Genomic DNA, 24190 nt, shown 5'->3' on the forward strand with positions numbered 1-24190 from the left:
TGGCTGCCATAGCCATTGCTGTAATCGTACATATGTTCGAACGCCGAAGCAAGGCCTAGCGTTGTCCGCCAAGAGGGCTTCTACCTGCGAAAATGCCCGATCAGGCGGCCCGCGCCAACAGGGTCGGGCGTAGCAGTTCGAGAGTGCGCGCCCAGGCCGTACGAGCGTCTTCGGGGTGGTAGCTGCCGGGTCGGTCGTCGTTGAAGAAATCGGGCTCGGCGTCCGCGTACTCGTACACCCGACAGGACCCGCCGGCCTCGGTGATCCGGCGCTGCACGGCGGCGGAGGCGGTGTCCATGCGGCCGGATTGGTGGACGATCGCGGCCTTGCCACGGAACCGCGCCCAGGGCACGTCGGCGAGGCCTTCCAGCTCCGGATAGAACGCGACCATGGCGGACGCCGACGCCAGCTCCGCGGCCGCCGCCAGTGCGAGCCCGCCGCCGGCACCGAATCCGACCACCCCGAGCTGGCCGGAGAACTCCGGCACGCCGTCCAGGTGGTGGGCCGCGCCGACGAGGTCGGCGAGGACGTTAGGCAGCGCGACCGCGGTCGGGAAGGGCTCGCCATCGGCGGCGGGGTGGTAGAGATCGGGCGCGAACGCGACGAAACCCTCGGCCGCGAACCGGTCGACGACGCTGCTCACGTGGCCGGTCAACCCAGCTGTCCGGCCAACCACCAGCAGGCCGGGGCCGGACCCGGTCTCGGGCACCGCCAGATATCCCTCGGCGACCGAGGCCGCCACCGTGAACGCCACTTTCCGACCCATCAGCGGCCCTTTCGCCACGACCCCTGGTCAGGGTCTTTTCCGGCTCACGGCAGCAGGACCTCCCGGGGTGGGGTCGGCCCGGCACCGCGATCGCTTGGTCCCGGAACCCAATCACATCGGGCAGCGCTGAGTAAAGGCGTCAATACGCTAAATCACAGTTCCCAGCCCAGAAGCAGAGGTCGCCCTCACACTTTCTCGATTCACCAAGGTCATCTCGGTCTCACCAGCGAAGTTTTCGCGCCGACTCGACGATGTCACCGGCATCGTCGTACGCATCAGTCGTACGCATCAGGCAAGGACGGCGAAACTGTCCGACCACCCTGGAAGTCTCGATTCGGGGGCGGCATTTGTTGCGGGTGACCAGTCGCTGGCGTCCGGATTCCAGCGAGTGCGGGACATTGTGCCGCACTCGACGTCGAGTGCGGGATTTTGTCCGGCACTCGACGCCGGCGCCACGCCCGGGCGAAAATGCCGCCCCCGAATCGAGGCTCCGCGCCACCTCCGACAGTTTCGCGCCGGACTGACCGGATGGGTGGAAGAGTTAGGCGAGCGAGTACGCGATGCCGTCGAGGATGTCGTGTTCGCTGGCGACCACGGAGGCGGCGCCGACCTCCGACATCAGGACTCGCAGGACGGTCGCGCCGGCGCCGATCACGTCGACGCGGCCCGGGTGCATGACCGGGAGCGCGGCCCGCTCCTGCCGGGTGGCCGCGAGCAGCATCCGGGTCACCGCGTCGACCTGCTCATAAGTGGCGGTGGCGTGGTGGATCCGCGTGGAGTCGTACGAGTCGAGGCCGAGCGCGATCGCCACCACCGTCGTGACGGTGCCGGCGAGGCCGATGAGCGTACGGGCCTGCGCGAACGGCACGGTCTGCCGGGCCTCGGCGATCGCGGCCACCACGTCGGCCTCGGCGGCGGCGATCTGGGCGGCGGTGGGCGGGTCGTCGTGCAGGTGCCGCTCGGTCAGTCGTACGCACCCGACGTTGACCGACTTGGCGGCCGTGACGGTGTCGACGCCGAGCACCAACTCGGTGGAGCCGCCGCCGATGTCGGCGATCAGGTACGGCGGCTGGCCGATCGTGGGCGGCAGGTCCCGGATCGCGCCGGCGAAGGACAGCCGGGCCTCCTGGTCGCCGCTGATAACCTCCGGGTCGATGCCCAACACGGACCGCACCATCGACGTGAATTCGTTGGCGTTGCTGGCATCGCGGCTGGCCGAGGTGGCCACCATCCGGACCCGCTCGGCGCCGGACGCGGCGATTTCGCCGGCGTAGTCACGCAAAGCCGCCTCGGTACGAGCGATCGCGGCCGGCGCGAGCATGCCGCTGCGGTCGACACCCTCGCCGAGCCGGACGATCCGCATTTGCCGGGTCACGTCCGACAACAGTCCGCCCATCGCGCTGATGCTCTCCACATCGGCGATCAGCAACCGGATCGAATTGGTGCCGCAGTCGATCGCCGCCACCCGGGTCATCGGCTCTCCTCCACACCGTCCACAGTGGACGAATTATGCACCCTGGGCCGCGCAGGCCGGCCCCGGCCAGCGGTCCGCGATGGCGGCCAGCGCCTCGTCGCCGAACGGGTTGACGCCGGGACCCGCGGCCAGCGCGTGGCCGACCAGCACATGCAGGCACTTCACTCGGTTTGGCATCCCGCCGGCGGAAATCCCGTGGATTTCCGGCACGTCACCGAGCTCGTACCGGCGGGCCAGATAGCTTTCGTGCGCTTTCTGGTACGCCGCCGCCACCTCCGGCTCGACGGCGAGCCGCTCGGTCATCGTACGCATGATGCCGGTCGACTCCAGCGTGCTGACCGCACTCACCGCGTGCGGGCAGGTGAGGTAGTACAACGTCGGGAAAGGCGTCCCGCCAGCGACCCGCGGATTCGTCTCCACCACGGCGGGATGTCCTGCGGCACAACGGAAAACCACCTTGCGGGCGCCTCGCGGCGGGCGGCCGATCTGCTCGCCGACCAGCGCCAGGTCGGCGGCGCTGATCGGGTCCACCGAGGCCGTCACCGGCCGGCCGGGCGGTCCGCGCCGGCCAGGCTGCCGGCGAGTTTTCCGTACCAGGGACCAGCTCCCGCCGCCGTACCAGCCGGACCGCCGCTCGCCGCGGTGGACCGGTCACCGCCGACCACCACGAAAGTGGAGTCGCCGGGCTCGACGTACTGCAGCCGCTGGCGGGCCTGCGCCTTCACGTAGTTCGGGTCGTTCCACTGGGCCTTTTGCTTCGCCAGACCGGAAATCCGTTGCTGTTGGGTGGCTTGGGCCTGCTCCAACTGGGCGATCTGGCTGCGCTGGGACAGGTATTTCTGGGTGGGATAAGCCAAAGTCAGCACCAGCAGGCAGACCACCACGGCCAGGATGGCCGAGCGGCCGGTCAGCCGGCCGCCCCGGCGGGGCAGCGCGGAGGCGATGCTCGCGCTGGTCCGCCGCTGTCGTGCAGGCCTCGCCGCCGACGGCACCCGTGCGGTCCCGCGCGCCGACTCGCCGCGGCCCCGGCCGGCCCGCGGGCCACCCGGCTGCTGGCTGCCGGGCGTACGACGGCCGGAGCCTGCGGTCGCGCGGCGGGTCGGGCGTGGGGTGGACACTACGAACGCGCCTCCGGCTCGAAGCGGGGGAAGGCGCTGAAGCCGGCGTACGCGGCCGCGTCGTCCAGCTCCTCCTCAATCCGCAGCAGCTGGTTGTATTTGGCGACCCGCTCGGACCGGGCCGGCGCTCCAGTCTTGATCTGGCCGGCGTTCACCGCGACCGCGAGGTCGGCGATAGTGGTGTCCTCGGTCTCGCCGGACCGGTGGCTCATCATCGTAGTGTAGCCGCTGCGTTGCGCCAGCGAGACGGCGTCGAAGGTCTCAGTCAGGGTGCCGATCTGGTTGACCTTGACCAGCAGCGCGTTCGCCGCGCCGGCGTTGATACCGCGGGCGAGCCGCTCCGGGTTGGTGACGAACAGGTCGTCGCCCACGATCTGGATGGTGTCGCCGAGCTTGTCGGTCATCGCCACCCAGCCCTCCCAGTCCTCCTCGGACAGCGGGTCCTCGATGGAGACGATCGGGTACGAGGAGACCAGGTCGGCGTAGTACGCGGTCATTTCCTCGGCAGTGTGCGGCTTGCCTTCCAGCGTGTAGACGCCGTCCGCGTACAGCTCGGTGGCGGCCACGTCCAGCGCGAACACGATGTCCTGGCCGAGCGAGAAGCCGGCCTTCTGGATCGCCTCGGCGATCAGGTCCAGCGCTTCCCGGTTGCTGTCCAGGTTCGGCGCGAAACCGCCCTCGTCGCCCAGGCCGGTGGACAGGCCGCGGGCCTTCAGCACGGACTTGAGCGAGTGGTACGTCTCGGCGCCCCAGCGCAGCGCCTCGGCGAAGGTCGCCGCGCCGGCCGGCGCGATCATGAACTCCTGCACGTCGACGTTGGAGTCAGCGTGCGCGCCGCCGTTGACGATGTTCAGCATCGGCACCGGCAGCAGGTGCGCGTTGGGTCCGCCCAGGTAGCGGAACAACGGCAGGCCCGCGGAGTCGGCGGCCGCCCGCGCGACGGCCAGCGAGACGCCCAGGATCGCGTTGGCGCCCAGGTTGGACTTGTTGTCCGTGCCGTCCAAGTCAATCAGCTCGTAGTCGATCATCCGCTGCTCGGACGCCTCGTAGCCGACCAGTTCCGGCTCGATGGTGTCCACGACGGCCCGTACGGCGCCTTCGACGCCCTTGCCGCCGTAGCGGTCCTCACCGTCGCGCAGCTCGACCGCCTCGAACGCGCCGGTCGAAGCGCCGGACGGCACCGACGCGCGGCCGACGGTGTCGTCGTCGAGCACCACCTCGACCTCGACGGTGGGGTTGCCGCGCGAGTCCAGGATCTCGCGGGCGGTGATGCCGGAAATGGTGGCCACTCGGGTCGCTCCCCTTACTCAAGGAATCTGCTGTCAGCCGCTCTCTACCCGCGAGACTAACGAATCGGAATCGGTTCACCTGGACGGCCCGCCCGGCACGCGCGCCATCGTGTCGGCCATTTCCCGTACGTGCTGCTGAACCGCCGCTCATAAGGACGTACGCACTATCATGCGTGTGTGGTCCCGGGTTGGACCCACGATCGGCCAGTGCCAGGAGCGTCCGCCATGACGGTTCCCCAGCGGGATGCGAGCCAGCGTCCACTCTCCACGTTCCAGGTGCTGCGCTCGGCCGATGTCGGGGCCGTCGAGACGGTGGCGAGCCGGGTGTTCTCACCGCATCTGATCCGGCCGGGCCGCTCAGCGCCGCTGGACGCCCGGCTGCACAGCGCCGACCTCGGGGCGTTGCGGTTCATCTACCTCGAGTGTGGCGCGGCGGTGACCATCGACACCCGGGCACCACTGGACTACTACGCGGTGAACCTGCCGTTGAGCGGGGCCGCGCGGATCCGCTGCGGGACCGCCGACGTCGCGATGACCCCCACCACGGCGTCGGTGTTTTCGCCGGTCGAGCACGTGACCATGACCTGGAGCGGCGACCTGCGGCAACTCTGCGTCAAGATCGACGCGAAGGCCCTGCAGGAACACGCACGACGGCTGACCCCAAGACCGTTGCGGCCGGTACGCTTCGAGCCCCGCCTCGCGGTGACGCCGGCCAGCGGCGATTCGTGGGTCGAGGTGGTACGGCTGGCAGACCAGACCCTGCGACTGTCCCCTGGCGGCATTGTGCCGGCGCCGGTGGCCCGGCAGATCGAGCAGATGGCGATGACGACTTTGCTGCTGCGGCAACCAAACTCGTGCTCCGAACAGCTGCTCCAGCCGGTACCGTCGGCGTCCCTCACAGCCGTACGCCGAGTCGCCGAACTCATCCAGGACGCGCCGGAACGCGAGTTCACCGTCGCGGACCTCGCCGGCCAGGCGGGCGTGAGCGTAAGAGCGCTCCAGGAGGGTTTCCGTCGCCACTACGGCGTCACCCCGACCGAATACCTGACCGACGTACGCCTGACCCGCGCCCGCACGCTGATCGAACAGGGCGAACCGGCGCCCGTACGAGTGTCGGAGGTCGCCTACCAGGTGGGTTTCGTGCACCTCGGCCGGTTCGCGCAGGCGTACCGGCGAAGGTTCGGCGTGACGCCGTCGACGGCTTTGCGCATGCGCAACTTCCCAGCGTGATGCGGATAGCGCCGCGCGTCGCGGATTGTGCGCTCGCGCCCGCGTCGCGATGCTCTGGACACAACCGGAAGGAGGTTTAAGCGGTCGCCGAACCGTCGCCGGCCGCGGGCTCGTCCTGGTTGCGCAGCAGTACGCGGGTGGTGTGCCGGATGTGCTCGATGAGGACCGCCACCGCGGTGCCAGCGTCTCGATGTGTCATGACGCAACCACAAATGGCGTGGAAGGACCTCGTCGAATATTCCGAAACGCACGAGCTGCTGGCGAAGCAGTTGTACGTGGTGTTCTCGACACCGACCAACGGGCTTGGTCCGGTGCTGGAGAACCTCGACCCGCATGTCGCGTACCAGACGAAAATGGAGCTGGAAGGCGTGATGTTCGCCGCCGGCCCGTTCGCCGGCGACGGCGACCTGGCGCAATGGCACGGCGAGGGCATGTTCGTCTATCGCGCCGAATCATTTGAAGCGGCCACAAAACTCGCAGAGGCCGACCCGATGCACATCGCCGGCGCACGGAGTTTCAAGGTCCGGCTGTGGCTGCTGAACGAAGGAACGTACTCGGTGCAGCTGTTCTACTCCGGCGGCAAGCCGAAGATCGTCTGATGAGAATCGGAAACCTGGACGGTCGGGCCGTTATTTCGGTTCCCGGCGGTGTGATCGACGTCCATCAAGCGAGCGGCGGACGACTGCCGTCCACGCTCAACGAGCTGTTCGACGTGTGGGATTCCGTACAGGAGCTGGCAAAACAGTACAGCGAGGCGGACATTGTCACGATCGACGAGTCCCAGCTCGGCCCGCCCTGTCCGCACCCGCGACAAGTTTTCGCGATCGGGCTCAACTACTCCGACCATTCGGCCGAAGCGGCGTTCGCGGTGCCCGAGTCGCCGACGGTTTTCACCAAATACGTGTCGAGTTTCACCGGCGCGTACAGCGACATCACGCTGTCCGGCGACTCGGTCGACTGGGAGGTCGAACTGGTGGCCGTGGTGGGAAAACCCGGTCGCGATATCGCGGTGACGGACGCTTGGACGTACGTCGCGGGGCTCTCAGTGGGTCAGGACCTGTCCGATCGGGTCGTCCAGATGGCCGGTCCAGCGCCGCAGTTTGGCCTCGGCAAGTCGTTTCCGGGCTTCTCCCCGATCGGTCCGTGGCTGGTGACCCTGGATGAGGTCGACCATCCCGACGACCTCGAGCTGGGTTCCGCGGTCAACGGCGAGCAAGTGCAGAAAGGCCGGACGCGGGACATGGTGTTTCCCATTCCGGAGCTGATCGCCTACCTGTCCCGTATCGTCGATCTGTACCCCGGCGACGTGATCTTCACCGGCACCCCGGCCGGCGTGGGGATGGCCCGCACACCGCGCTGGTTCCTGCAGCCCGGCGACGAGCTGACCAGCTACGTCCGCGGCATCGGCGAAATGCGCCAACGCATGCTCGCCCCCAGGGTTTAACCGCTACGACAGCAAAGGAACGTGCATCGTGGCCCTGCACCAGATGGCGGCGGTCGTCATCGGCGTCCCGAACGTGGCCGAGACCAGCGCCTACTACGCCGAATTCGGGCTCGCGCCGACCAGCGACGGCTGGTTTTCCACCGCCGACGGCGGAAACCAGCTGCGGGTGACTCCAGCCAGCACCCGCCGGCTGGTCTCGTTCACCGTCGGCGTCGACTCCCCCGATGACCTCGACCGCACCCAGGCACGGCTGCGAGGCATCGGCGCGGCGTACGAGCGCGGCCCCGATCGCCTGACGGCCACCGACCCCGTCGGAGGTGTCACGGTGGCCCTGGAGGTGCGGCCCCGGCTGCGACAACCCGTCGTGCCGGCCACCGCATACAACGGGCCAGGCCGCGTCGATCGGACCGGCCGGGCCGACGGCGTGGTGCGTACGAATGCCGTACGACCACGAAAGCTCGGACATGTGGTGCTCGGCACCACGGATTTCGCAATGTCGCAACGGTTTTTCGTCGACGGGATCGGGTTCAAGATCAGCGATCTGATGAACGATGCAGGCGCGTTCCTACGATGCTCCACCGACCACCACAACCTGCTGCTACTGAAGGCCCCAGTCAGCTTCCTGCACCACACCTCGTGGCAGGTCGACGACATCGACGAGGTCGGCCGGGGCGCCAGCCGGATGCTCGAAGACCACCCGGAACGGCACATCTGGGGCCTTGGCCGGCACCACGTGGGGTCCAACTTCTTCTGGTATCTGAAGGACCCGGCCGGCAACTTTTCCGAATATTACAGTGATCTCGACTGCATCCTCGAAGACCAGCTATGGAAGCCCGAAGTCTTCGAAGGCGCCAAGGGCCTGTTCAACTGGGGCCCGCCGCCACCGCCGTCATTCCTGCACCCGGATGACTTGGCGGCTCTCATGACCGGAGCACACGCACCTTAATCGCGCGCACCTCCCTCGCCCCGTTGCTTGCATCGGGCCCCGAAATACCTGCTACGGCGAGAAACTGTCGTAGTTACCTGATTCTGTAGCCCCCACCCAGTGTTTGGGTGGGGGGTGGGTTTGAGGTCGCGCGCGCGAGAATTTTTGTGATTTTTGAGGTTTCTGGGGCTGTAGGTTCTGGAGTAGCTTGGCGGTGAGAGACGGGTTTTCTCCGCCTCCCACCGGTCCAGCGGCTGGGTTTTCGTCGAGTGTGGGATTTTGTGCCGCGCTCGGCGTCGAGTGGGGGTTAAAGTCCCGCACTCGACGCCAGGCCTGTCACTGGCGGGGCGTTGCGACAAGGGGCTAGTGAAGGCCGAGGAGAGTGGCGAGGTGGCGCGGCGGCGGTGAACCGTGCGCCAGCATCTGGTCGTGCCAGTCGCGTACGGACGTGGTGGCCGGTCGGGCGGCGGCGATGGCGGACACGTCGGTGTAGCCGGAGAAATACGTGGAGAGCTGCGTCGACGTGAGCAGGGCGCGCTGCCACTTGGCGACCGCCTCGCCCTCCTCCTGGAACCCGCGGTCCATCATCAGCGCAAGCGCCTCTTCCTCGGCCATGTCCTCGCAGTGCACCCGGCGGTCGATGATGGTGTTGATGATCATCCGCAGCGCCATCTTGAGGTGCTGCATCCGTACGGCGAGGCCGCCGTAGCCGGCGCCGGCCATCAGCTCCTCCGCGTAGACCGCCCAGCCTTCGATGAAGGTGCCGCTGCCGCACACCGCGCGGGCCCGGGTCGGGCCGGCGAACCGGCCGGCGTGCGCCAACTGCAGGTAGTGGCCTGGCATCGCCTCATGCACCGCGAGATTGCGGACCATGTGGTTGTTGAGCTCGCGATAGTACGAAGTGACGCGGTCGGGCGACCAGTGCGGCGGGGCCGGCGAGACAGCCAGGAAAGTCGGCACCGCGGCCTGTTCCAGCGGGCCGGGTGAGTCGCAATAAGCCCCCGCGACACCGCGGGCGAACTCCGGCATCACCAGGATTTCGTACGGGTCGTCGACCATCGTGACCAGGTCGTGCTCCCGTACGAAAGCGGTCACTTCGGCCATCGCCCGCTCGAACTCCGGCACCATGGTGTCGTCGTCCGGGCGCTGCTGCGAGAGCGCGTCCAGGGCCGCCCGAGGATCGGGTTTTCCGATCAGCTGAGCGGAAACCTCGACGATCTCGGCGGACACCCGGGCCAGCGCGGCCTCGGCGGCAGCGTAGAGGTCGGCGGCCGAGCGGGGCGAGTCGAGGCTGTGCCAGAGCTTGGCCTCCCACAGCCGGTCGCCGAGCCGGGCCGACCGGCCGGTCTCCTCGGCCAGCCGGCGCAGCGTGCCGCGATGCCGCTCGACGGCCGCCAGAGCCTGCTCGATCGCGTCGTCGGCGCGGTGTGGCTGACCAGCCTCGGCGGCCAGGCGCGGCACCTGGTCCCTGATCAGCGCGGCTGTGCCGTCCCATTGCGACAGCGCGGTGGTGACATGCACGTGCGGGCAGTCGGCCAGCACCACGTCGGCGGTGGCCAGCGCGTCAGGCAGCGCCGACAATCGCGCCACCACCGACCCGAGCCGGTCCACGGCCGGCGCGCTGGGCCGCAGCAGCAGCGAGTTGAGCAGGAAACCGGGGATGTGCAACAGCGGGTTCCACTCGTGCTCACGCAGCTCGGACAGCGCGAAAAGCTGACTGTCCACTGTGGACTGCAGCAGCTCCAGGTCGACGGCCTCCTCGCCGGCCAGGTCGTCGGCGTCGATCTCCGACAGCGTGTGCGAATCCTCTTTGAGCCGGGTGATCTGGGCCCGCACGCCATCGGGCGAGAAGTCCGCCAACCGGTCGTCGGCGCGGTGGTCGCCGGCCCACAACGCCACCGTCGGGCTGGAGTCCAGCAGATCGTCGACGACCCGTTCGACCGTGTGCACGAAGTTCAGTGGCATGCCCGAAACGCTACCTGGGACGGTCAGGAGCGCTCGGCGGCGCGTACGGCGTCGGCGTACGCGATGGCGGCGGCACGCAGGGCGGCTTCGGCGTCGAGGCCGGCCGTACGCGCCTGCGCGACGATGTCGAAGAGTCGCTGGCCGAGCTGCTCTGCGGGCCCCTCAGCGGCTGGCAGGGACGCCTCCACACCGGCCCGGGTGGCGCGGGAAAGCATCTTCGCGACCAACGCGAGGGCTGGCTGCGTACGCGCGATGCCGTCCATCGACGACTCGCGGGCCTTCTCCCGCCGCTTGATCTGTTCCCAGTTCTCGTGCACCTCTTCGGCGTCCGCGACGACCGTCGACGCGAACACATGCGGGTGGCGGGTGACCAGCTTGGTCACCAGTCCGGCGGCCACGTCGTCGATCGACCAGCGCTGGCCGGGCGGCAGCTCCTGCGCCAGCCGGGAATGGAAGGCGACCTGCAGAAGCACGTCACCGAGCTCCTCACGCAGCCCGGCGAGGTCCTGGTCTACCAGCGCGTCGTAGGCCTCGTACGCCTCTTCCAGCAGATAAGGCGCGAGCGTCTGGTGCGTCTGCTCGGCATCCCATGGGCAGCCGCCGGGCGAGCGCAGCCGGTCCATCACGGCCACCACGTCGAGCAGTTGCGCGCCGGGTGGGTCCCAGCTGCCCACCAGCTCCTCGACGGTCACGCCCGGGTCGGCCGCCGTCACCGCGGCCGCGAACTCGGCCGGATCTGCGCCGTCCAGCAGCCACAGGGCCGCGCCGGACTCCTTGGTGACAGCGGCGAGGCGTACCGCGTCAAAGACCTCGACACGCACCTCAGAGCCAGCATCACGTACGGCCGTGACCAGCGCGGACTCCGCGCCAGCCAAGACCGTCGACGAGGCCAGCAGCCGCCAGGCCGGACCGCTCAGCAACCCGGCCGGCAACCGCTGCGAGGTGGCGAGCAGGGTAAGGACCGCCACCGGGACTACCTGTTCTGCGACGACGGCAGGTTGGTCAGCGGGTGGATCCAGGGCTCCATGGTCGGCACCGCGTCGTCCGGCGCCTGGACGACGAGGTGCACGCCGTCGAAGGCGCCGTAGGCCGGGTTCACCACAACTTCGTTGGCACGCAGCACGGACGCCATCCGGGTGGCCAGATCCTGGTGCAGCGTCTGCAACGACTGGGTGTCCTGCAATGCGACACCGTCCCGATAGAGCTGCGGGTCGATCTTCCTGCCGATCGCGTCGTAAAGCAGGGTGTACCGCACGAAGACATCGAGCGGCAGGTCGTACTGCTGCGCCTGCCCGACGTTCTCCGGCTGGGTTCTCGCGGCCGCGAGGTCCTTGTCGCCGACGCCGGTGTGCAGTTGCGCGGCCAACTTCTCGAACAGGTCGGTCTGGATCAGGGCGGTCATCAGCTGCGCCTGCACTATGTCCTTATGACCCTCAAGCTGACCGTGATAGATCGGGTCGTTGAGGACCTGGCTGACCATGGCGTCGACATCGTGCGCGGCGAACCGGTCGTCGCCGACGAACGCGGCCGCGCCGAACCTGTTCTGGCAGCCGGCGGCCGCGCTCAGGGCGAGCACCGCCAGCACTGCCACCGCCACCAGCCGCAGGGGCCGTCGGACCTGCATCGATTGACCTCCGGAAGCGATACTTGAAAGTGGCCTCAAGGCTCCCACACGGCGATCCGCGCCAGCACGCGTGCCCAGCCATTATGGGCAACCGTACGGGCAGCCGGAGCTGCCCCAACGCCGGCCGCCGATGATCCATCAGGGCCGAAGCCGCCCTGACGGTGCGGGCGGACCATACAAACAGCCCCTAAATCCGTCCCGCCGTTACAAGACGAGACACGACGTGCCAACCTGTGAGGTGTGCTGGAGCCGGGATCGCGATTCGCCGCGTACGAGGTGCTGGACCGCCTCGCCGTCGGCGGTATGGGCGAGGTCTACCGCGCACGTCACCGGCTGCTGGACCGCATCGACGCGCTGAAGGTCCTGCGGCCACATCTGAGCTCGGACGAAGCCTTCCGCCGCCGCTTCCTACGCGAGGCGTTGTCCGCCGCCCGGCTGCGGCATCCGCACATCGTCACCGTCTACACGGCGGACGAGGTGGACGAGCAGCTCTACCTGGCGATGGAATACATCGAGGGCGCCGACCTCGCGAGTGTGCTGCACACCGACGGGCCGCTGGACCCGGACCGGGTGATCCGGCTGCTCGCCGAGACCGCGCAGGCACTGGACTCCGCGCACTCGCTCGGGATGGCGCACCGGGACGTGAAACCCGGCAACATCCTGGTCGGCGACCCGGGCTCGAAGGCCGAAAAGGCCTACCTGGTGGACTTCGGGCTGACCAAGGCGCACTCCGTCGAGGACCAGCAAATCACCGCGACCGGCCAGGTCCTGGGCTCGCTGGCGTACATCGCCCCCGAGCAGATCGACGGCGTCGACAAAGGCGGCAGTGTCGACCAGTACGCGCTGGCCTGCGTGGCGTTCGAGGTGCTCAGCGGCCGGATCCCGTTCGTACGGGAGAACCCGGTCGCGTCCATCTCGGCGCACCTGAGCGCGCCGCCGCCGGCGGTCACCGAGCTGCGTCCGGACCTGCCCAAGGCGATGGACGCGGTGATCATCCGGGGCATGGCCAAGAAGGTCGAGGACCGCTACCCGAGCTGCGCCGACTTCGTCCAGGCACTGGCCGACGCGCTGCACCCACCGGTGGTCGCGCCGCGCTCGGGCCCACCGGCATCGCTGTCCGCGCCACCGGCGCCCTTCTCGGCGCCACCAGCGGCCCGACCACAGTCCGGGCCACCGTCCGTACCACCGTCAGGCCCGCCTTCGGCGCCGCCGACTGGCCCGGTCAACACCCGACGGCCCGCCGCTGGTCCACCACAGGCGCCGGCCGCGCCGCCGAGCGGACCCGCCGGTCTGCCGTATCAGCAGCCCGGCCCAGGCGTGCCGCTGCGCGCGCCGCAACCCACCCCGTATCCGAGCCAGCAAGGCGCGCCGCCTCCCCCGCAGCCTTACCCCCAGCAGCAGCCGCCCGGGCAGGGATATCCGGGTCAGCGTCCGCCGCCGGCGCAGTCCGGCGGGATCCCCAGCCGTACGCCGGTGCCGCAGAGTTACCTGCCGCCGGCCGCGTACCAGTCGGCGCCGCTGCCGCAGAACCAGCTGCCACCGCAGCCCTTTCCGCAGGCGCAGCCCGCGCGGCCACCACAGACCGGGCCGGCCAGCCGACCCGCCGCCGGCTTCGGCGCCCCGAGCGCGCCGCCGGCGGCCGGCGCGTTGTCCGTGGTGGTCGTCGCCGGCCCGGCCGCCGGGCACGTGCTCCCGCTGCCGCTGGGCGAAGCGGTGATCGGCGCCAACAGCGGACCGCTGACGATCGAGGACTCGGCACTGGACGCCCAGCACGTACGGTTCCGGATCAACGGCTGGGTGGTCACCGCCGAGCCGGTCGGCAGCGCCTCGGTGCGGCTGGACGGCGTCCAGCTGACCGGTCCACGCCCCATCCAGCCAACCCAGATCATCGACGCGGGTTCGTCTCTTATGGAGGTGCGTCCCAGCGACCGGCTGAGCCGGGCCGGCGCCGACCTCGCGCTGCCCGACCCGGTGTCGATCATGGCCTCCATCGTCCGCGAGGGCTCGCTGCTGCGACGCGGCCCGCAGCACCCACGCACCCTGCTCACCCGGGTCGGTTGGCGGCACGAACGGCCGCCGCGGGTGATGGCGATGCCGCTCGGCGAATCCACCGGCGCCGCCATCCGCGGCAACCCCGAACAGGTCGCCGCGCTGGTGCGCTGGGTGATCGGGCAGGCCGCCGCGCTGCACGACCCACGTGATCTGTGCCTGGCCACCGCACTCGTACCGATCGGACCCGAGCGCTGGTCCTGGGTGCGCGCGCTCCCGCACGCCCGCCCGGGCCGCGGACCGCTGCAGGGCCCGCACGTGACGTCCGACAGCGAGGGCGCCGCCGACCTGGTCAACCGGCTGCTGATGATCATCGAGCGCCGCCGGGTAGTCGCCGCCGGCGGACCGCAGAACCAGAACATCGCCAAACACCCCCGGGTGCTCGCGATTTTGGACGACAGCGCCGACAGCCCGAAAACCGACGAGCTGACCGCCACCGGCCCAGCGCTGGGCATCCACGTCGTACGCGTCCTCGCCCCGCACCGCCGGGTGCCCCGTACGTGCGGCTACTGCATCGACATCCAGGGCCCCGGCCCAGCCGCCGTCGTCGTCCACGCCGGCACCCCCAGCGCATCCCTGGGCGGCATCGCCGACGGCGTCGACGCCAACTGGGTCAAACGCCTCGCCGACATCCTCGAAGCACAGGACTGACCGCGCTTTCGCCCGTGTTTCCGGGTTTCCGTCTACGCAGGTCTGGCCCGTCTACTGGGGTGCGGCGCGAAACTGTCGTACCGATGCTGTTTTCTAGCCCCCTCCCTTTAAACGGGCGGGGGGTGGGTTTGAGGACCGACGTCTTACTAAAAATCAGCCCTTACCTCTCGCCCCGCCCCCCGCCCGTCACTGGGTGGGGGCAAATCTGCCGGAGGGGTACGACAGTTTCGCGCCGCACCTGGGTCTTTTCGCAGGTCGGCGAGATACCGCCGCGGTCTCGGTCGGCGCAAGGGGGACGAGCGCGACGCACGTCAGCAGCCCACAACACTCAGCGTCACCCAGCCATGTGCTTGTTGCTACTAGTGGTGAGATTCGTTGTTGATCTTGTTCACTTTGCCTACCCAAAACGGACATAGGACTGAATTGTCCTTTTTGGATAGGCAAAGTGAGCAAGATCAACAACTTCGACACCGACTCCGCCGTTCCCGACCAGGCAGCCGGCGACCCTCCGGCACAACGACACCCATTCTGAGCAGGCGAAACGCTTAACTTAAGGGCATTGACCCCAGCCCCGCACTGGGTGGCGGCAACTTTTTGCGGTTGGGTACGACAGTTTCGCGCCGCACCTGAGTCTTTTGGCTGCTGAGTTTCCAGATGGCCCCCCACCGACGGACAGCGTTGTTGATCATGGCGAGTCTCGAGAAAAAGTGCGGGACTACCCCATGATGAACAACGAAAACGTCCCACCCGGTCAGGCGGCGAGAGCTTCCAAACGGTCGGCGACCTCGGCGGCGGAGGTCGGGCGCTCGGCGCGGTCCTCGGCGATGCAGTCGCGGATGATCGCGGCGATGTTCTGGTCGAGGTCCGCGGACACTTCTGGCTTGCTGGACAGGACGCGACGCAGGACCAGCACCGGATCGGAGTTGGGCAGGTCGCCGAACAGGCCGCGGCCGGTCATCACCCGGTGCAGCGTGCCGCCGATCGAGAAGATGTCGCTGGCCCGGGACGGCGGGTCTCCGTGCAGCAGGGTCGGGTCGGTGAACTCGACCGAGCCGAGCGAGCCCATGCCGGTCATCGTCATGCCGGGGGCGAGTACGCGGCTGAGCCCGAGGTCGGACAGTTTCGCGCTGCCGTCACCGCCGAGCAGGATGTTCGCGGGCTTGATGTCGTTGTGCACGATGCCGGCCTCGTGCAGGGCGTGCGCCGCCCGCGCCGCACTCGCGACGGCGAGCAACTTGCGACTGGTGTCCAGCGTGTTGGCCGGCTCGGCCAGCGAACCGTCGGACAGGAACTCCATCGAGTAATAGACCACGCCGGCCTGCTGACCCGCGTCGTAGAGCGCGACCAGGTGCGGCGAGCGTACCGCCGCGAAGGCCTTCAGCTCGCGGGTCGCGCGCCGGAAGACGTCCTCCGACTTCTCCCCGGAGAGCACCTTCACCGCCACGAACTGCGACTGCACCGGCAGCCGCTGCGGGGTCTTGGCCAGGAAGAACTCACCGTGGTTCCCGGTGCCCAGCGATCGTACGAACTCGTAGTCGGCAATGCCGTCCACGGCCCCTCCTGACTCGTCTCGCACCGGCCCTTGCCACCCGCGGCCGGTGTTGCCTCACAGTTGCGTATCGTCCCACGGAACTCACCCCGCGCCAGGCAGGCATGCCCGCCCAGCCTACGCAGACCTGACAACCAGTCGACGGACGTACGCACTGAGCCCACTGAGCGGCGGCAGGGTGCGGGACTGAGCTACGTTACGGCGGACGGCACCACCTGGGAATCTGGAGAAATCGAGTGACTTCCGAACAGACCGGGATCGTCCTGCTGGACATCGCGTTGATCCTCGTGCTGGCCCGGCTGCTCGGCTGGGTGGCACGCAAACTCGGACAGCCCGCGGTGATCGGCGAGATCATCGCCGGCATCCTGCTCGGCCCGACGCTCTTCCACGGGCTGATCTCGAACACGTTGGTGCCCACTGACGTACGACCGTTCCTGACCGCACTGGCGAACCTCGGCCTGGTGCTGTTCATGTTCATCGTCGGCTTCGAGCTGGATCACACCCTGATCCGGGGCAAGGGCCGGATCGCCGCCAGCGTCTCGATCGGCTCGCTGGTCCTGCCTTTCCTGCTCGGCGCGTTCCTCGCGACGTGGCTGATCATGACGCACCCCACGAAGACCGGCACGCTCGCGTTCGTTCTCTTCATCGGCGCCGCGATGTCGGTCACGGCCTTTCCCGTACTGGCACGGATCCTGACCGACCGCGGGATGCACCGTACGCAACTCGGCGGCCTCGCATTGGCCAGCGCCGCGGTCGACGACATCCTCGCGTGGAGCCTGCTGGCGGTCGTGGTGGCGATCGCCGCCGCCGGCGAGTCCACAACGTCGTGGCACATTCTCTTCGCGATCCCTTACCTGGCGCTGATGTTCGGCGTCGTACGCCCCCTGCTCAAGCGTCTCGTCGCGGCACGGGAGAAAGCCGGGCGGCTCACCCCCACCATCCTCGCGGTCGTCCTGGTAGGCCTGCTGGTGTCGGCTTGGGCGACCGAATGGATGGGGATCCACTTCATCTTCGGCGCGTTCCTGTTCGGCGTGGTGATGCCGCGGGCCGCGGTGGAGCAGCTCCGGCACGAGATCCTGGAGCGGCTGGAGCAGGTGTCCGTGCTGCTCCTGCTGCCGCTCTTCTTCGTCACCGCGGGACTGAAGGTCGACCTGTCCAAGGTTGGCTGGGACGGGCTGGTGCAGCTGCTGGCCATCCTCGCGGTAGCAATCGGCGGCAAGTTCGTCGGCGCGTTCATCGGCGCCAAGCTGAACAAGGTACGCAACCAGCAGGCGCTCGCGCTGGCGACGCTGATGAACACCCGTGGGCTGACCGAGCTGATCATCCTGACCGTTGGTGTGCAGCTGTTCGTACTCGACACCAAGCTCTATTCGCTGATGGTCGTGATGGCGGTCGTCACCACCGTGATGACCGGCCCGCTGCTCAAATGGGTGTATCCGGATCGCCGGATCGCCAAGGACGTGGCCGAGGCGGAGGCCGCGGCGCTCGGCGTGTCGGCCGCGCATCGCGTCCTCACGCTGATCCCCGAACCCTCGCAGGGCTCCGGCCGCGCCCGTCTGGCCGCGGACCTCACCGGCGGGCGGCGACCGGCTGAGGTCGTCCTCACGCACATCAAGCGGTACGCGACGCCGAACCTGGAAGTCGGTACGGGATTGTCCGGCGAGTTGGCCGAGATGGCCGGCACGATGGGCGAGTTGGAGCAGCTCACCACCTATCCGAAGAGCCGCGGACTGGGTGCTCCGGTGCTCAGCCGGTTCTCCGACGATCCCGTGCGGGAGGTGGCCGAGCAGGTCACCGCCGCCAACCCGCAGGCCGTCCTGGTCGCCCAGGACGATCCCGGCTACGACCAGATCCGCGCGGCCACCACCGGCCAGCTGTTCACGCTGGTGTCCGAACCACCGGACGGTGGCCCAGTCGTCGTCATGGGCGCCGCCGGCCGTACGGCGGAGGCCGCCATCGAAGCCGCCGCCTCGATCGCCGCCGCCCGCGGCACCGAGCTTCTGCTGGCCGAGCCCGGCAAGCCCAGCCGCCGGTCCGTCACGCTCGCCGCCGCCCTGACCACCCGCGGCCTGCCGACTCGCGCGATGTCGACCGCGGACCTGCCCACCGACCCGACCGCCGGCTGGGCCGCCGTTTTGGTCGCCCCCGACGACGGCACCCCGGCCGCTCCCGGCCTGCACCTCCTCGTACGACCCGCCCTGGACGCCGACGAACCCAACTGGGACGACATCGTCGGCACCCCCGCCGCCGCTCCAGCCACCACGTAACGATCGGTCAAGACCAGGTGCGGCGCGAAACTGTCGTACCGACCCCGAAAAATCACCCCCACCCAAGAACGGGTGGGGGGTGGGTTTGAGGACCGATGTTCAACTAAAAATTAGGTCTGCCTCTCGACCCACCCCCCGCCCGTTCAAAGGGAGGGGGAAAGAAAAACAGACACGTACGACACTTTCGCGCCGCACCCCGCGACACGCCATGCGGGGCACGCCGGCCGCTATCGCAGCCAGGTGAGCAGCGTCTCGGCGTCGGCGGCGAAGGTGGCCGGGTCGTCGGCGGCGACGAATTCCAGCAGGGCGTTGCGGGGGCCACCGGCGGCGGCCAGTTCCTCCAGGACGCCGCGCCACATCGCCTCGCCGGCGGCGAGCGGCAGCCGGCGGCCATCGGTATCCCAGCTGAAAACGTGGACGGTCGGCAGGCCGCGGGCGAGCAGCGCACGGACCTCGGTGCGGGCTTCGGCCACCTGGAAGCAGTCCCACGGCTGCCAGTACGGCCGCACGTCCGGCCCGACCTCGTCGAACAGCCGCAAAGCCGAGTCGAGCGTGTCCGTCAGCGTCTTCGGGTGATACTCCACCACGATCCCGACGCCATGGGCCGCCGCCTGTCGCGAGGCCGCCGCCAGCGCGTCGACGACCGCCAATCGCTGTTCGGCGCTCGCGTCCGCGGAGCCGACGGTGCCCGCCCACACCCGGACATACGGCGCACCCAACTCCGCGGCCGTCGTCAAAATCGCCTCAAGATCGGCGGGATCGCTGACACCAGCCCGAAAATACGACCCGTACGCGGCCACCGAGAGGCCGGCATCGGCGGTGAGAGTCCGTGCGATGGCGGCCGCCGCCGGATCGGGTACGTGAATGTCGCCACCCCACTCCACCGCCGCGAGGCCCGCTTTCGCGGCCACTCCCACCACCTCCGGCACGGAAAGCTGCCGAAACGTCACCGAAACCAGCCCAGGCCGCAGCAAAAACCCTCCCCACCTCTGGCATCGCCGGACCCGGCGAGTCTTCAGCCAAGGTACTGCGTGCTCCCCGCGCCAGAAAGGACCTAGGGCGCGTCTCCTCATCCCGGGCGGCGAGGGCCGAGCCCAAACGCCGCCTGCGAGCACCGGACGATCACACCCATACAACAGAGGTATGAGCGCGACCGCCCGGCACTCGCAGGACGACGCTTGGATCTCGACCCTCATCCACCTGGAATGAGGAGACACGCCCTAACCACTGGTCTTTCGGCGGTGGTACGGGCAGGAGCGGGTGGTCGCGCCCATCGTACGGTCGATGAACGGGCGTCCGCAGTTGTGGTGGCCACACCGGCCGATGCGTTGCCAGCCGGTGGCGGCCACCAGCACAGCCAGCATGGTCACCGCTTCGGCGAGCTCGGACGAAAAATCGGCGGAAGCCTCGCCGATGGCGAGCCGCCAGCCGTTCTCCGAGCGCCGCAGCCGTGGCCGTACGCCCAGGATTTCCAATGAATCATTGAGATGTACGGCGGCGGCATCCTCGTCGGGCAGCGCGGCGACCACTTGGGAAAGACCGATCTCGCGGTCTGGAACCTCACCGGCGAGCAGGTGCTCCGCGAGGTCCAGACCGGGGTCGAGCATCCGAAACGGCGGCCCGACGCCACCGAGAAAGCCGGCTGGACGCATGCCGGCTACTCGCCCACCGCGACACCCATCGAGCGCGCGGTCCCGGCAATGATCCGCATCGCCTTTTCCAGGTCCGTGGTGTTCAGATCCGGGAGCTTTCGTTCCGCGACACGGCGAAGTGCGGCCTGGCTAAGAGTGCCGGCGCTCACCTGACCTGGTTTGGCCGAGGCGCTCTCAATGCCCAACTCGCGGCGGATCAGGAAAGCCGCCGGCGGCGTCTTGTATACCAGCTGGAATCCGCGATCCTCGAAAATCTCGACCACCACCGGGACGATGTCATCACGCTGTCCCGCGGTCGCCGCGTCGTACTCTTTCTTTACCAGGGCCATGTTCACGCCGGTCGGCCCCAGCATCTTGCCCAGGTCGACCATCGCCGCGTTGCCACCACGCAGCTGGATCGTGACCCGATTGACGACCTTCTTGGCCGGCGGCATCGCTCGTCCTTTCCCTCATCTGTTATCGCTGACAGAGAGGGACGCTAAAGTCTGACGTTACGGAAGAGTCAAGCGCGTAAATAATGGCCAGGCGAGATCCGCACCACTTCTCGCTCATCGTCGTCAAGCGAGGCCGGATCCCAGTCATCCGCCGGCAGCGGCGGCGCGTCTCCTTCCAAAGGCAGCACGGCGGCGAGCAACCGCCGGGTGTACGGGTGCGCCGGATGCGCGAAAAGCTCCTCGGTGGATGCGGACTCGACCACCCGGCCACCACACATCACCACCACCTCGGTGGCCATTCGTTCGATCACCGCGAGATTATGCGAGACGAACAAGCAAGTCAGCCCCAAGTCGCGCTGCAATCCCTGTAACAGTCCGAGAATTTGCGCCTGGACGGACACGTCCAACGACGAGGTCGGCTCGTCACAGACCAGAAATTCGGGCTCCAGGACCAAAGCGCGGGCGATCGCGATCCGCTGTTGCTGCCCGCCGGAGAACTGACGGGGATAGAAACCAGCGCTCGCCGCGCCGATGCCCACCCTGACCAGCATTTGCGTCGCACGCTCACGGCGCTGCGCCACCGTGCCGATGCCATGCAACCGCAACGGTTCGACCACATTGGACAGCACGGTCAGGTGCGGCAGCAAAGAGCTGTACGGATCCTGGAAAACCATCTGCATCCGGCGCCGCATTCGTTTGCGGGCAGCACGACCGGCAGCGCTGAGATCGACGCTCTCGAAACGCACGGCACCGGTGGTCGGTCGCTCCAGGCCGAGCACCAGCCGGGCGATCGTCGACTTGCCGCTGCCACTTTCCCCCACCAAGCCGAGAGTGTGCCCACGGGGCACCGAAAAAGACACGTCCCGCAGGGCATGCACAGGTCCAGCACGGGTCGCGAAGACCTTGCTGACCGCGTCGACGGACACCACCGGGTCAGCGGCCATCGACCCGCCAGCACGCCGCTTTTCGGCCATCGGCCGCCCGTACGAGCAACTGGTCACGGTCGCAGGCCGGCCCGTCCGCCTCCGGGCAGCGCGGTTGGAAGGGACAACCGGCCGGCAGCAAAACCAGTTCCGGCGGGTTGCCGGCGATCGGCCGCAGCGGACGGCCGGAAGTGCCCACCTGCACCGAGCACCCGACGAGCCCGCGCGTGTACGGGTGCAGGGGCGCCGAAACGACCTCGACAGTCGGCCCGCGCTCCACGGCATGTCCGGCGTACATCACCAAAAGATCGTCACACAACGCCCGAGCCACCCCGAGATCGTGCGTGATCATCACGATCGCGGTCCCTTCGTCCCGGAGTCTTCCCAGCAGATCGATGATCTGGCGTTGCACGGTAACGTCGACCGCGGTGGTGGGCTCGTCCGCGATCAACAGCCGCGGCCGGGTGACCATCGCCATCGCGATCATCGCCCGCTGGCGCATTCCGCCGGAAAGCTGGAAAGGATACATGCGCAGCCGGCGCCGCGGCTCTGGGATGCCCACGTCGGCGAGCGCCTGCGCGGCTCGTTCGACGGCTTCGGAGCGACCACAGATCCGGTGCCACCTGAGGTGCTCGGTGAGCTGTCTTTGCAAGGTGACAGTGGGATTCAAAGCCTGCATGGCGTTCTGAAAAACCATCGCGACCTCGCGGCCACGAACCCGACGGACCTGCTCCGGCCGAGCCGCCAGCAGGTCGGTGCCGCCGAACCAGGCTTGGCCGGACTCGACTTTCCCGCCCGGCGGCAGGAGTCCCAGCAACGCCCGCACGCCCATCGTCTTCCCGCTGCCACTTTCCCCCACAATGGCCAGCGCCTGACCCGCATCCACGGTGTAGGTCAGGCCATCAACCGCTCGCAGCAGATTTTTCCCTTGTTGGAAAGAAACCCGCAGGTCCCGCACGTCCAGCAGCGGAGCGGTCATGACTCGCTCACATCAAAAGCGTCCCGAAGACCGTCTCCGACCCAGGAAAAAGCCAGCACGGTGATGCCGAAAAGGACCGTCACCGGTATCAGCATGTGCGGTGCGGCCAGCACATAGCCGCGGCCATCATTGATCATCCCGCCCCAGGAGGGCACCGGCGGGCCGACGCCGAGACCGAGCAGCGCCAGCCCGGCCTCCGCGACAATTGCCGCCGGCACCCCGAAACTGACGGTGACCAGGATCGGGCCCACCGCGTTCGGCAGGATGTAGCGGCAGGCGATCGTCACCCCGCCGGCGCCCATCGCCCGTCCGGCTTCCACGTATTCCTTGACTTTCAGGGAAAGAACCTGGCCGCGGACCAGCCGCGCGAGCACCACCCAGCTGGCGATCCCGATCGCCAGTGCCACCGCCCAGGTGCTCTGCCCGAAGACGGTCACCAGGATGACGGTGAAAAGGTACGCAGGGAAGGCGAACATGACGTCCGTGCCGGCCATCAGCAACTGGTCCGCCCGGCCGCCGAGATAGCCGGCTACCAATCCAACCAGCAATGCCAGCGCCAGCGCGAAAAGCTGTGAGACGAAGGCGACCAAGAAGGCGGTTCGCAGGCTGTAGACCAGCCGTGACAACACGTCCCGGCCGAGCTGGTCGGTGCCGAACAGGTGCCCGAGCTGGCCGGCCGGCAGCAGCGGATGGGTGAGGTCCGTCTGGGCATAGCCGTACGGCGCGATGAGTGGCGCGAAAATCGCGGCCAGCACCAGAATCACACAGACGAAAAGGCTCACCACCGCGAGTTTGTTGCCGCTGTAGCGGCGGACCGCGCGAGCCCAGACGCTTTCGGCCCGCGGGGCCGGGTTGGCTTCGGTCAGGTGGTTCGCAGCCGACGAGGTCGCGATGTCACCCACCCCCCTTCGCCGTAGCGGATGCGTGGGTCGAGCCATCCGTACGCGAGATCCACCAGCAGGTTCATCACCATGATGATGAGCGCGTAAAACAAAGTGCAGCCCATCAGCAACGGCATGTCCCGAGATCGCGCCGCGTCCGCGAAGAAGAACCCGAGGCCGGGGATCTGGAAAAGCGTCTCGACGAAGACCGTGCCAGTCATCAGGGTAGCCAACAGCGGTCCGGCCGCGGTGACCAGCGGGACGAGTGAGTTTCGCAGCGCGTGCCGGAAAATCACCGTCCCGAACCGGCCTCCCTTGGCCAGCGCGGCCGTCACGTACTCCTCCTGCAACACCTCCAGCATGCTGCTGCGTACATATCTGGCGAGCACCGAGGCGGCCGTCAACCCCAGCGCCAGCACCGGGAGGACGGCGTTCTGTGGACCGTCCCAGCCGGCCACCGGCAGCCACTGCAGTCCGACCGAGAAGACCAGAATGAGAATGACCCCGAACAAGTAGCTCGGCAGGCTGTGCAGCGCGGTCACGGTGAACATCGTGGTGTAGTCAAGGATCCCGTTGCGCCGCAGCGCCGCGACCACGCCCAGCGGCACCGCGATCGCCAGCGCCAGCACCACCGCGAGGATCGCGATCCCGGCGGAGTTGGGAAAGGCGGTGGCGATGATCTCCTGGATGTCCCGGGACGGGTATTTGTACGACGGACCCATGTTCGCGGTCACGAAGCCGGCCATGAACTTCAGATACTGCTGCCAGACCGGCACACTGTCGCCATAACGGGCCTGCAGGCTGCCGATCGCGTCGGCATCCACCGCCCCACTGCCGCCACTGGTTATCCGGGATATGTCGGCGAAACTGCCGGGTGCCAGCTGCAGCAAACCGAAGGTGATCAGCGACACCGCGATCATCGAGATCGCGATCCGGAGCAGCCGGCGGAGCAGGAAAACCAGCATCTGGT

Annotated in this window: 23 protein-coding genes; 6 read left to right on the plus strand and 17 right to left on the minus strand. The window is 68.3% G+C overall.

Annotation, left to right across the window (positions count from 1 at the left end; translation table 11 throughout):
- Window positions 1–100 precede the first annotated feature (100 nt).
- The 5 genes from ABD301_RS20605 to eno form a co-directional block, all read right to left on the minus strand.
- Complete coding sequence (locus tag ABD301_RS20605; protein WP_163568647.1) at window positions 101–766, minus strand: dienelactone hydrolase family protein; 666 nt, start codon at window positions 764–766, stop codon at window positions 101–103.
- 541 nt (window positions 767–1307) lie between these two features.
- Window positions 1308–2240 carry a Ppx/GppA phosphatase family protein gene (locus ABD301_RS20610; RefSeq protein ID WP_344311888.1) on the minus strand — a complete coding sequence of 311 codons (933 nt, stop codon included), beginning with the start codon at window positions 2238–2240 and terminating at the stop codon, window positions 1308–1310.
- 33 nt (window positions 2241–2273) lie between these two features.
- Window positions 2274–2783 (minus strand): DUF501 domain-containing protein, encoded by a 510-nt coding sequence (locus ABD301_RS20615; RefSeq protein ID WP_163568646.1) that lies wholly within the window; start codon window positions 2781–2783, stop codon window positions 2274–2276.
- A complete protein-coding gene (locus ABD301_RS20620; RefSeq protein ID WP_163568645.1) occupies window positions 2780–3358 on the minus strand; it encodes a septum formation initiator family protein in 579 nt (192 codons plus the stop codon). The genes ABD301_RS20615 and ABD301_RS20620 overlap by 4 nt, the downstream gene beginning before the upstream one ends.
- Window positions 3358–4647, minus strand: a complete 1290-nt coding sequence (gene eno, locus ABD301_RS20625; RefSeq protein WP_344311889.1) for a phosphopyruvate hydratase — start codon at window positions 4645–4647, stop codon at window positions 3358–3360. Before eno ends, ABD301_RS20620 begins: the two co-directional genes overlap by 1 nt.
- 225 nt (window positions 4648–4872) lie before the next feature.
- Here eno and ABD301_RS20630 point away from each other — a divergent pair, with 225 nt between their 5' ends.
- Window positions 4873–5877, plus strand: coding sequence for an AraC family transcriptional regulator (locus ABD301_RS20630; RefSeq protein WP_344311891.1), 1005 nt, complete (start codon window positions 4873–4875; stop codon window positions 5875–5877).
- A 76-nt stretch (window positions 5878–5953) separates the two neighbouring features.
- On the opposite strand, the gene ABD301_RS20635 is transcribed toward ABD301_RS20630, so the two are convergent.
- The gene (locus tag ABD301_RS20635) at window positions 5954–6076 is read right to left on the minus strand and encodes a hypothetical protein (protein ID WP_344311892.1); all 123 of its coding nucleotides are present in this window, start codon (window positions 6074–6076) and stop codon (window positions 5954–5956) included.
- Between ABD301_RS20635 and ABD301_RS20640 the strand changes: the two genes are divergently transcribed.
- Genes ABD301_RS20640 through ABD301_RS20650 form a run of 3 tightly spaced genes read left to right on the plus strand, consistent with a single transcriptional unit; the run spans window position 6075 to window position 8267 of the window.
- Complete coding sequence (locus ABD301_RS20640) at window positions 6075–6476, plus strand: YciI family protein (protein ID WP_344311894.1); 402 nt, start codon at window positions 6075–6077, stop codon at window positions 6474–6476. The genes ABD301_RS20635 and ABD301_RS20640 overlap by 2 nt on opposite strands.
- Complete coding sequence (locus ABD301_RS20645) at window positions 6476–7321, plus strand: fumarylacetoacetate hydrolase family protein (RefSeq protein ID WP_344311895.1); 846 nt, start codon at window positions 6476–6478, stop codon at window positions 7319–7321. The genes ABD301_RS20640 and ABD301_RS20645 overlap by 1 nt, the downstream gene beginning before the upstream one ends.
- Before the next feature lie 28 nt (window positions 7322–7349).
- A complete protein-coding gene (locus ABD301_RS20650; RefSeq protein ID WP_344311897.1) occupies window positions 7350–8267 on the plus strand; it encodes a VOC family protein in 918 nt (305 codons plus the stop codon).
- 342 nt (window positions 8268–8609) lie between these two features.
- Here the strand turns inward: ABD301_RS20650 and ABD301_RS20655 are convergent, their stop codons facing one another.
- From ABD301_RS20655 to ABD301_RS20665, 3 genes are read right to left on the minus strand one after another with little or no spacing between them, the layout of a single operon-like run.
- Window positions 8610–10211 (minus strand): DUF885 domain-containing protein, encoded by a 1602-nt coding sequence (locus ABD301_RS20655; protein ID WP_344311899.1) that lies wholly within the window; start codon window positions 10209–10211, stop codon window positions 8610–8612.
- Between the two features lie 23 nt (window positions 10212–10234).
- On the minus strand, window positions 10235–11179 hold the full coding sequence (locus tag ABD301_RS20660; protein ID WP_344311900.1) for a nucleoside triphosphate pyrophosphohydrolase: 945 nt from the start codon (window positions 11177–11179) through the stop codon (window positions 10235–10237).
- A 5-nt stretch (window positions 11180–11184) separates the two neighbouring features.
- Window positions 11185–11835 (minus strand): hypothetical protein, encoded by a 651-nt coding sequence (locus tag ABD301_RS20665; protein ID WP_344311902.1) that lies wholly within the window; start codon window positions 11833–11835, stop codon window positions 11185–11187.
- A gap of 240 nt (window positions 11836–12075) precedes the next feature.
- Here ABD301_RS20665 and ABD301_RS20670 point away from each other — a divergent pair, with 240 nt between their 5' ends.
- Complete coding sequence (locus ABD301_RS20670) at window positions 12076–14535, plus strand: protein kinase domain-containing protein (protein ID WP_344311904.1); 2460 nt, start codon at window positions 12076–12078, stop codon at window positions 14533–14535.
- 751 nt (window positions 14536–15286) lie between these two features.
- Here ABD301_RS20670 and ABD301_RS20675 read toward each other — a convergent pair.
- Window positions 15287–16087, minus strand: a complete 801-nt coding sequence (locus ABD301_RS20675) for a serine/threonine-protein kinase (protein WP_344311905.1) — start codon at window positions 16085–16087, stop codon at window positions 15287–15289.
- Between the two features lie 233 nt (window positions 16088–16320).
- Here ABD301_RS20675 and ABD301_RS20680 point away from each other — a divergent pair, with 233 nt between their 5' ends.
- Window positions 16321–18351: a cation:proton antiporter gene (locus ABD301_RS20680; RefSeq protein WP_344311907.1), complete on the plus strand. Its 2031-nt coding sequence runs from the start codon at window positions 16321–16323 to the stop codon at window positions 18349–18351.
- A gap of 227 nt (window positions 18352–18578) precedes the next feature.
- Here the strand turns inward: ABD301_RS20680 and ABD301_RS20685 are convergent, their stop codons facing one another.
- The 7 genes from ABD301_RS20685 to ABD301_RS20715 form a co-directional block, all read right to left on the minus strand.
- On the minus strand, window positions 18579–19301 hold the full coding sequence (locus tag ABD301_RS20685) for a sugar phosphate isomerase/epimerase family protein (protein ID WP_344311908.1): 723 nt from the start codon (window positions 19299–19301) through the stop codon (window positions 18579–18581).
- Window positions 19302–19571: 270 nt separating this feature from the next.
- Entirely contained in the window at window positions 19572–20003 is a 432-nt protein-coding gene (locus tag ABD301_RS20690) for a hypothetical protein (RefSeq protein ID WP_344311910.1), read from the minus strand.
- 5 nt (window positions 20004–20008) lie between these two features.
- Window positions 20009–20437, minus strand: coding sequence for an uL11 family ribosomal protein (locus ABD301_RS20695; protein ID WP_344311912.1), 429 nt, complete (start codon window positions 20435–20437; stop codon window positions 20009–20011).
- 68 nt (window positions 20438–20505) lie between these two features.
- Window positions 20506–21411 carry an ATP-binding cassette domain-containing protein gene (locus ABD301_RS20700; RefSeq protein WP_344311914.1) on the minus strand — a complete coding sequence of 302 codons (906 nt, stop codon included), beginning with the start codon at window positions 21409–21411 and terminating at the stop codon, window positions 20506–20508.
- Window positions 21371–22339 carry an ABC transporter ATP-binding protein gene (locus tag ABD301_RS20705; protein WP_344311915.1) on the minus strand — a complete coding sequence of 323 codons (969 nt, stop codon included), beginning with the start codon at window positions 22337–22339 and terminating at the stop codon, window positions 21371–21373. The genes ABD301_RS20700 and ABD301_RS20705 overlap by 41 nt, the downstream gene beginning before the upstream one ends.
- Window positions 22336–23241 (minus strand): ABC transporter permease, encoded by a 906-nt coding sequence (locus ABD301_RS20710; protein WP_279581170.1) that lies wholly within the window; start codon window positions 23239–23241, stop codon window positions 22336–22338. The genes ABD301_RS20705 and ABD301_RS20710 overlap by 4 nt, the downstream gene beginning before the upstream one ends.
- Entirely contained in the window at window positions 23202–24185 is a 984-nt protein-coding gene (locus ABD301_RS20715; RefSeq protein ID WP_344311918.1) for an ABC transporter permease, read from the minus strand. The genes ABD301_RS20710 and ABD301_RS20715 overlap by 40 nt, the downstream gene beginning before the upstream one ends.
- Window positions 24186–24190: the final 5 nt, after the last annotated feature.

The organism is Fodinicola feengrottensis (assembly GCF_039530045.1).
Taxonomy (GTDB): Bacteria; Actinomycetota; Actinomycetes; order Mycobacteriales; family HKI-0501; genus Fodinicola; species Fodinicola feengrottensis.

Bases quoted from the DNA above. Each gene is read 5' to 3' on its own strand.
- ABD301_RS20695 (WP_344311912.1), bottom strand. From the start codon at position 20,437: ATGCCGCCGGCCAAGAAGGTCGTCAATCGGGTCACGATCCAGCTGCGT.
- ABD301_RS20640 (WP_344311894.1), top strand. From the start codon at position 6,075: ATGACGCAACCACAAATGGCGTGGAAGGACCTCGTCGAATATTCCGAA.
- ABD301_RS20715 (WP_344311918.1), bottom strand. From the start codon at position 24,185: ATGCTGGTTTTCCTGCTCCGCCGGCTGCTCCGGATCGCGATCTCGATG.
- ABD301_RS20655 (WP_344311899.1), bottom strand. From the start codon at position 10,211: ATGCCACTGAACTTCGTGCACACGGTCGAACGGGTCGTCGACGATCTG.
- ABD301_RS20605 (WP_163568647.1), bottom strand. From the start codon at position 766: ATGGGTCGGAAAGTGGCGTTCACGGTGGCGGCCTCGGTCGCCGAGGGA.
- ABD301_RS20610 (WP_344311888.1), bottom strand. From the start codon at position 2,240: ATGACCCGGGTGGCGGCGATCGACTGCGGCACCAATTCGATCCGGTTG.
- ABD301_RS20705 (WP_344311915.1), bottom strand. From the start codon at position 22,339: ATGACCGCTCCGCTGCTGGACGTGCGGGACCTGCGGGTTTCTTTCCAA.
- ABD301_RS20645 (WP_344311895.1), top strand. From the start codon at position 6,476: ATGAGAATCGGAAACCTGGACGGTCGGGCCGTTATTTCGGTTCCCGGC.
- ABD301_RS20630 (WP_344311891.1), top strand. From the start codon at position 4,873: ATGACGGTTCCCCAGCGGGATGCGAGCCAGCGTCCACTCTCCACGTTC.
- ABD301_RS20635 (WP_344311892.1), bottom strand. From the start codon at position 6,076: ATGACACATCGAGACGCTGGCACCGCGGTGGCGGTCCTCATCGAGCAC.
- ABD301_RS20700 (WP_344311914.1), bottom strand. From the start codon at position 21,411: ATGGCCGAAAAGCGGCGTGCTGGCGGGTCGATGGCCGCTGACCCGGTG.
- ABD301_RS20665 (WP_344311902.1), bottom strand. From the start codon at position 11,835: ATGCAGGTCCGACGGCCCCTGCGGCTGGTGGCGGTGGCAGTGCTGGCG.
- ABD301_RS20690 (WP_344311910.1), bottom strand. From the start codon at position 20,003: ATGCGTCCAGCCGGCTTTCTCGGTGGCGTCGGGCCGCCGTTTCGGATG.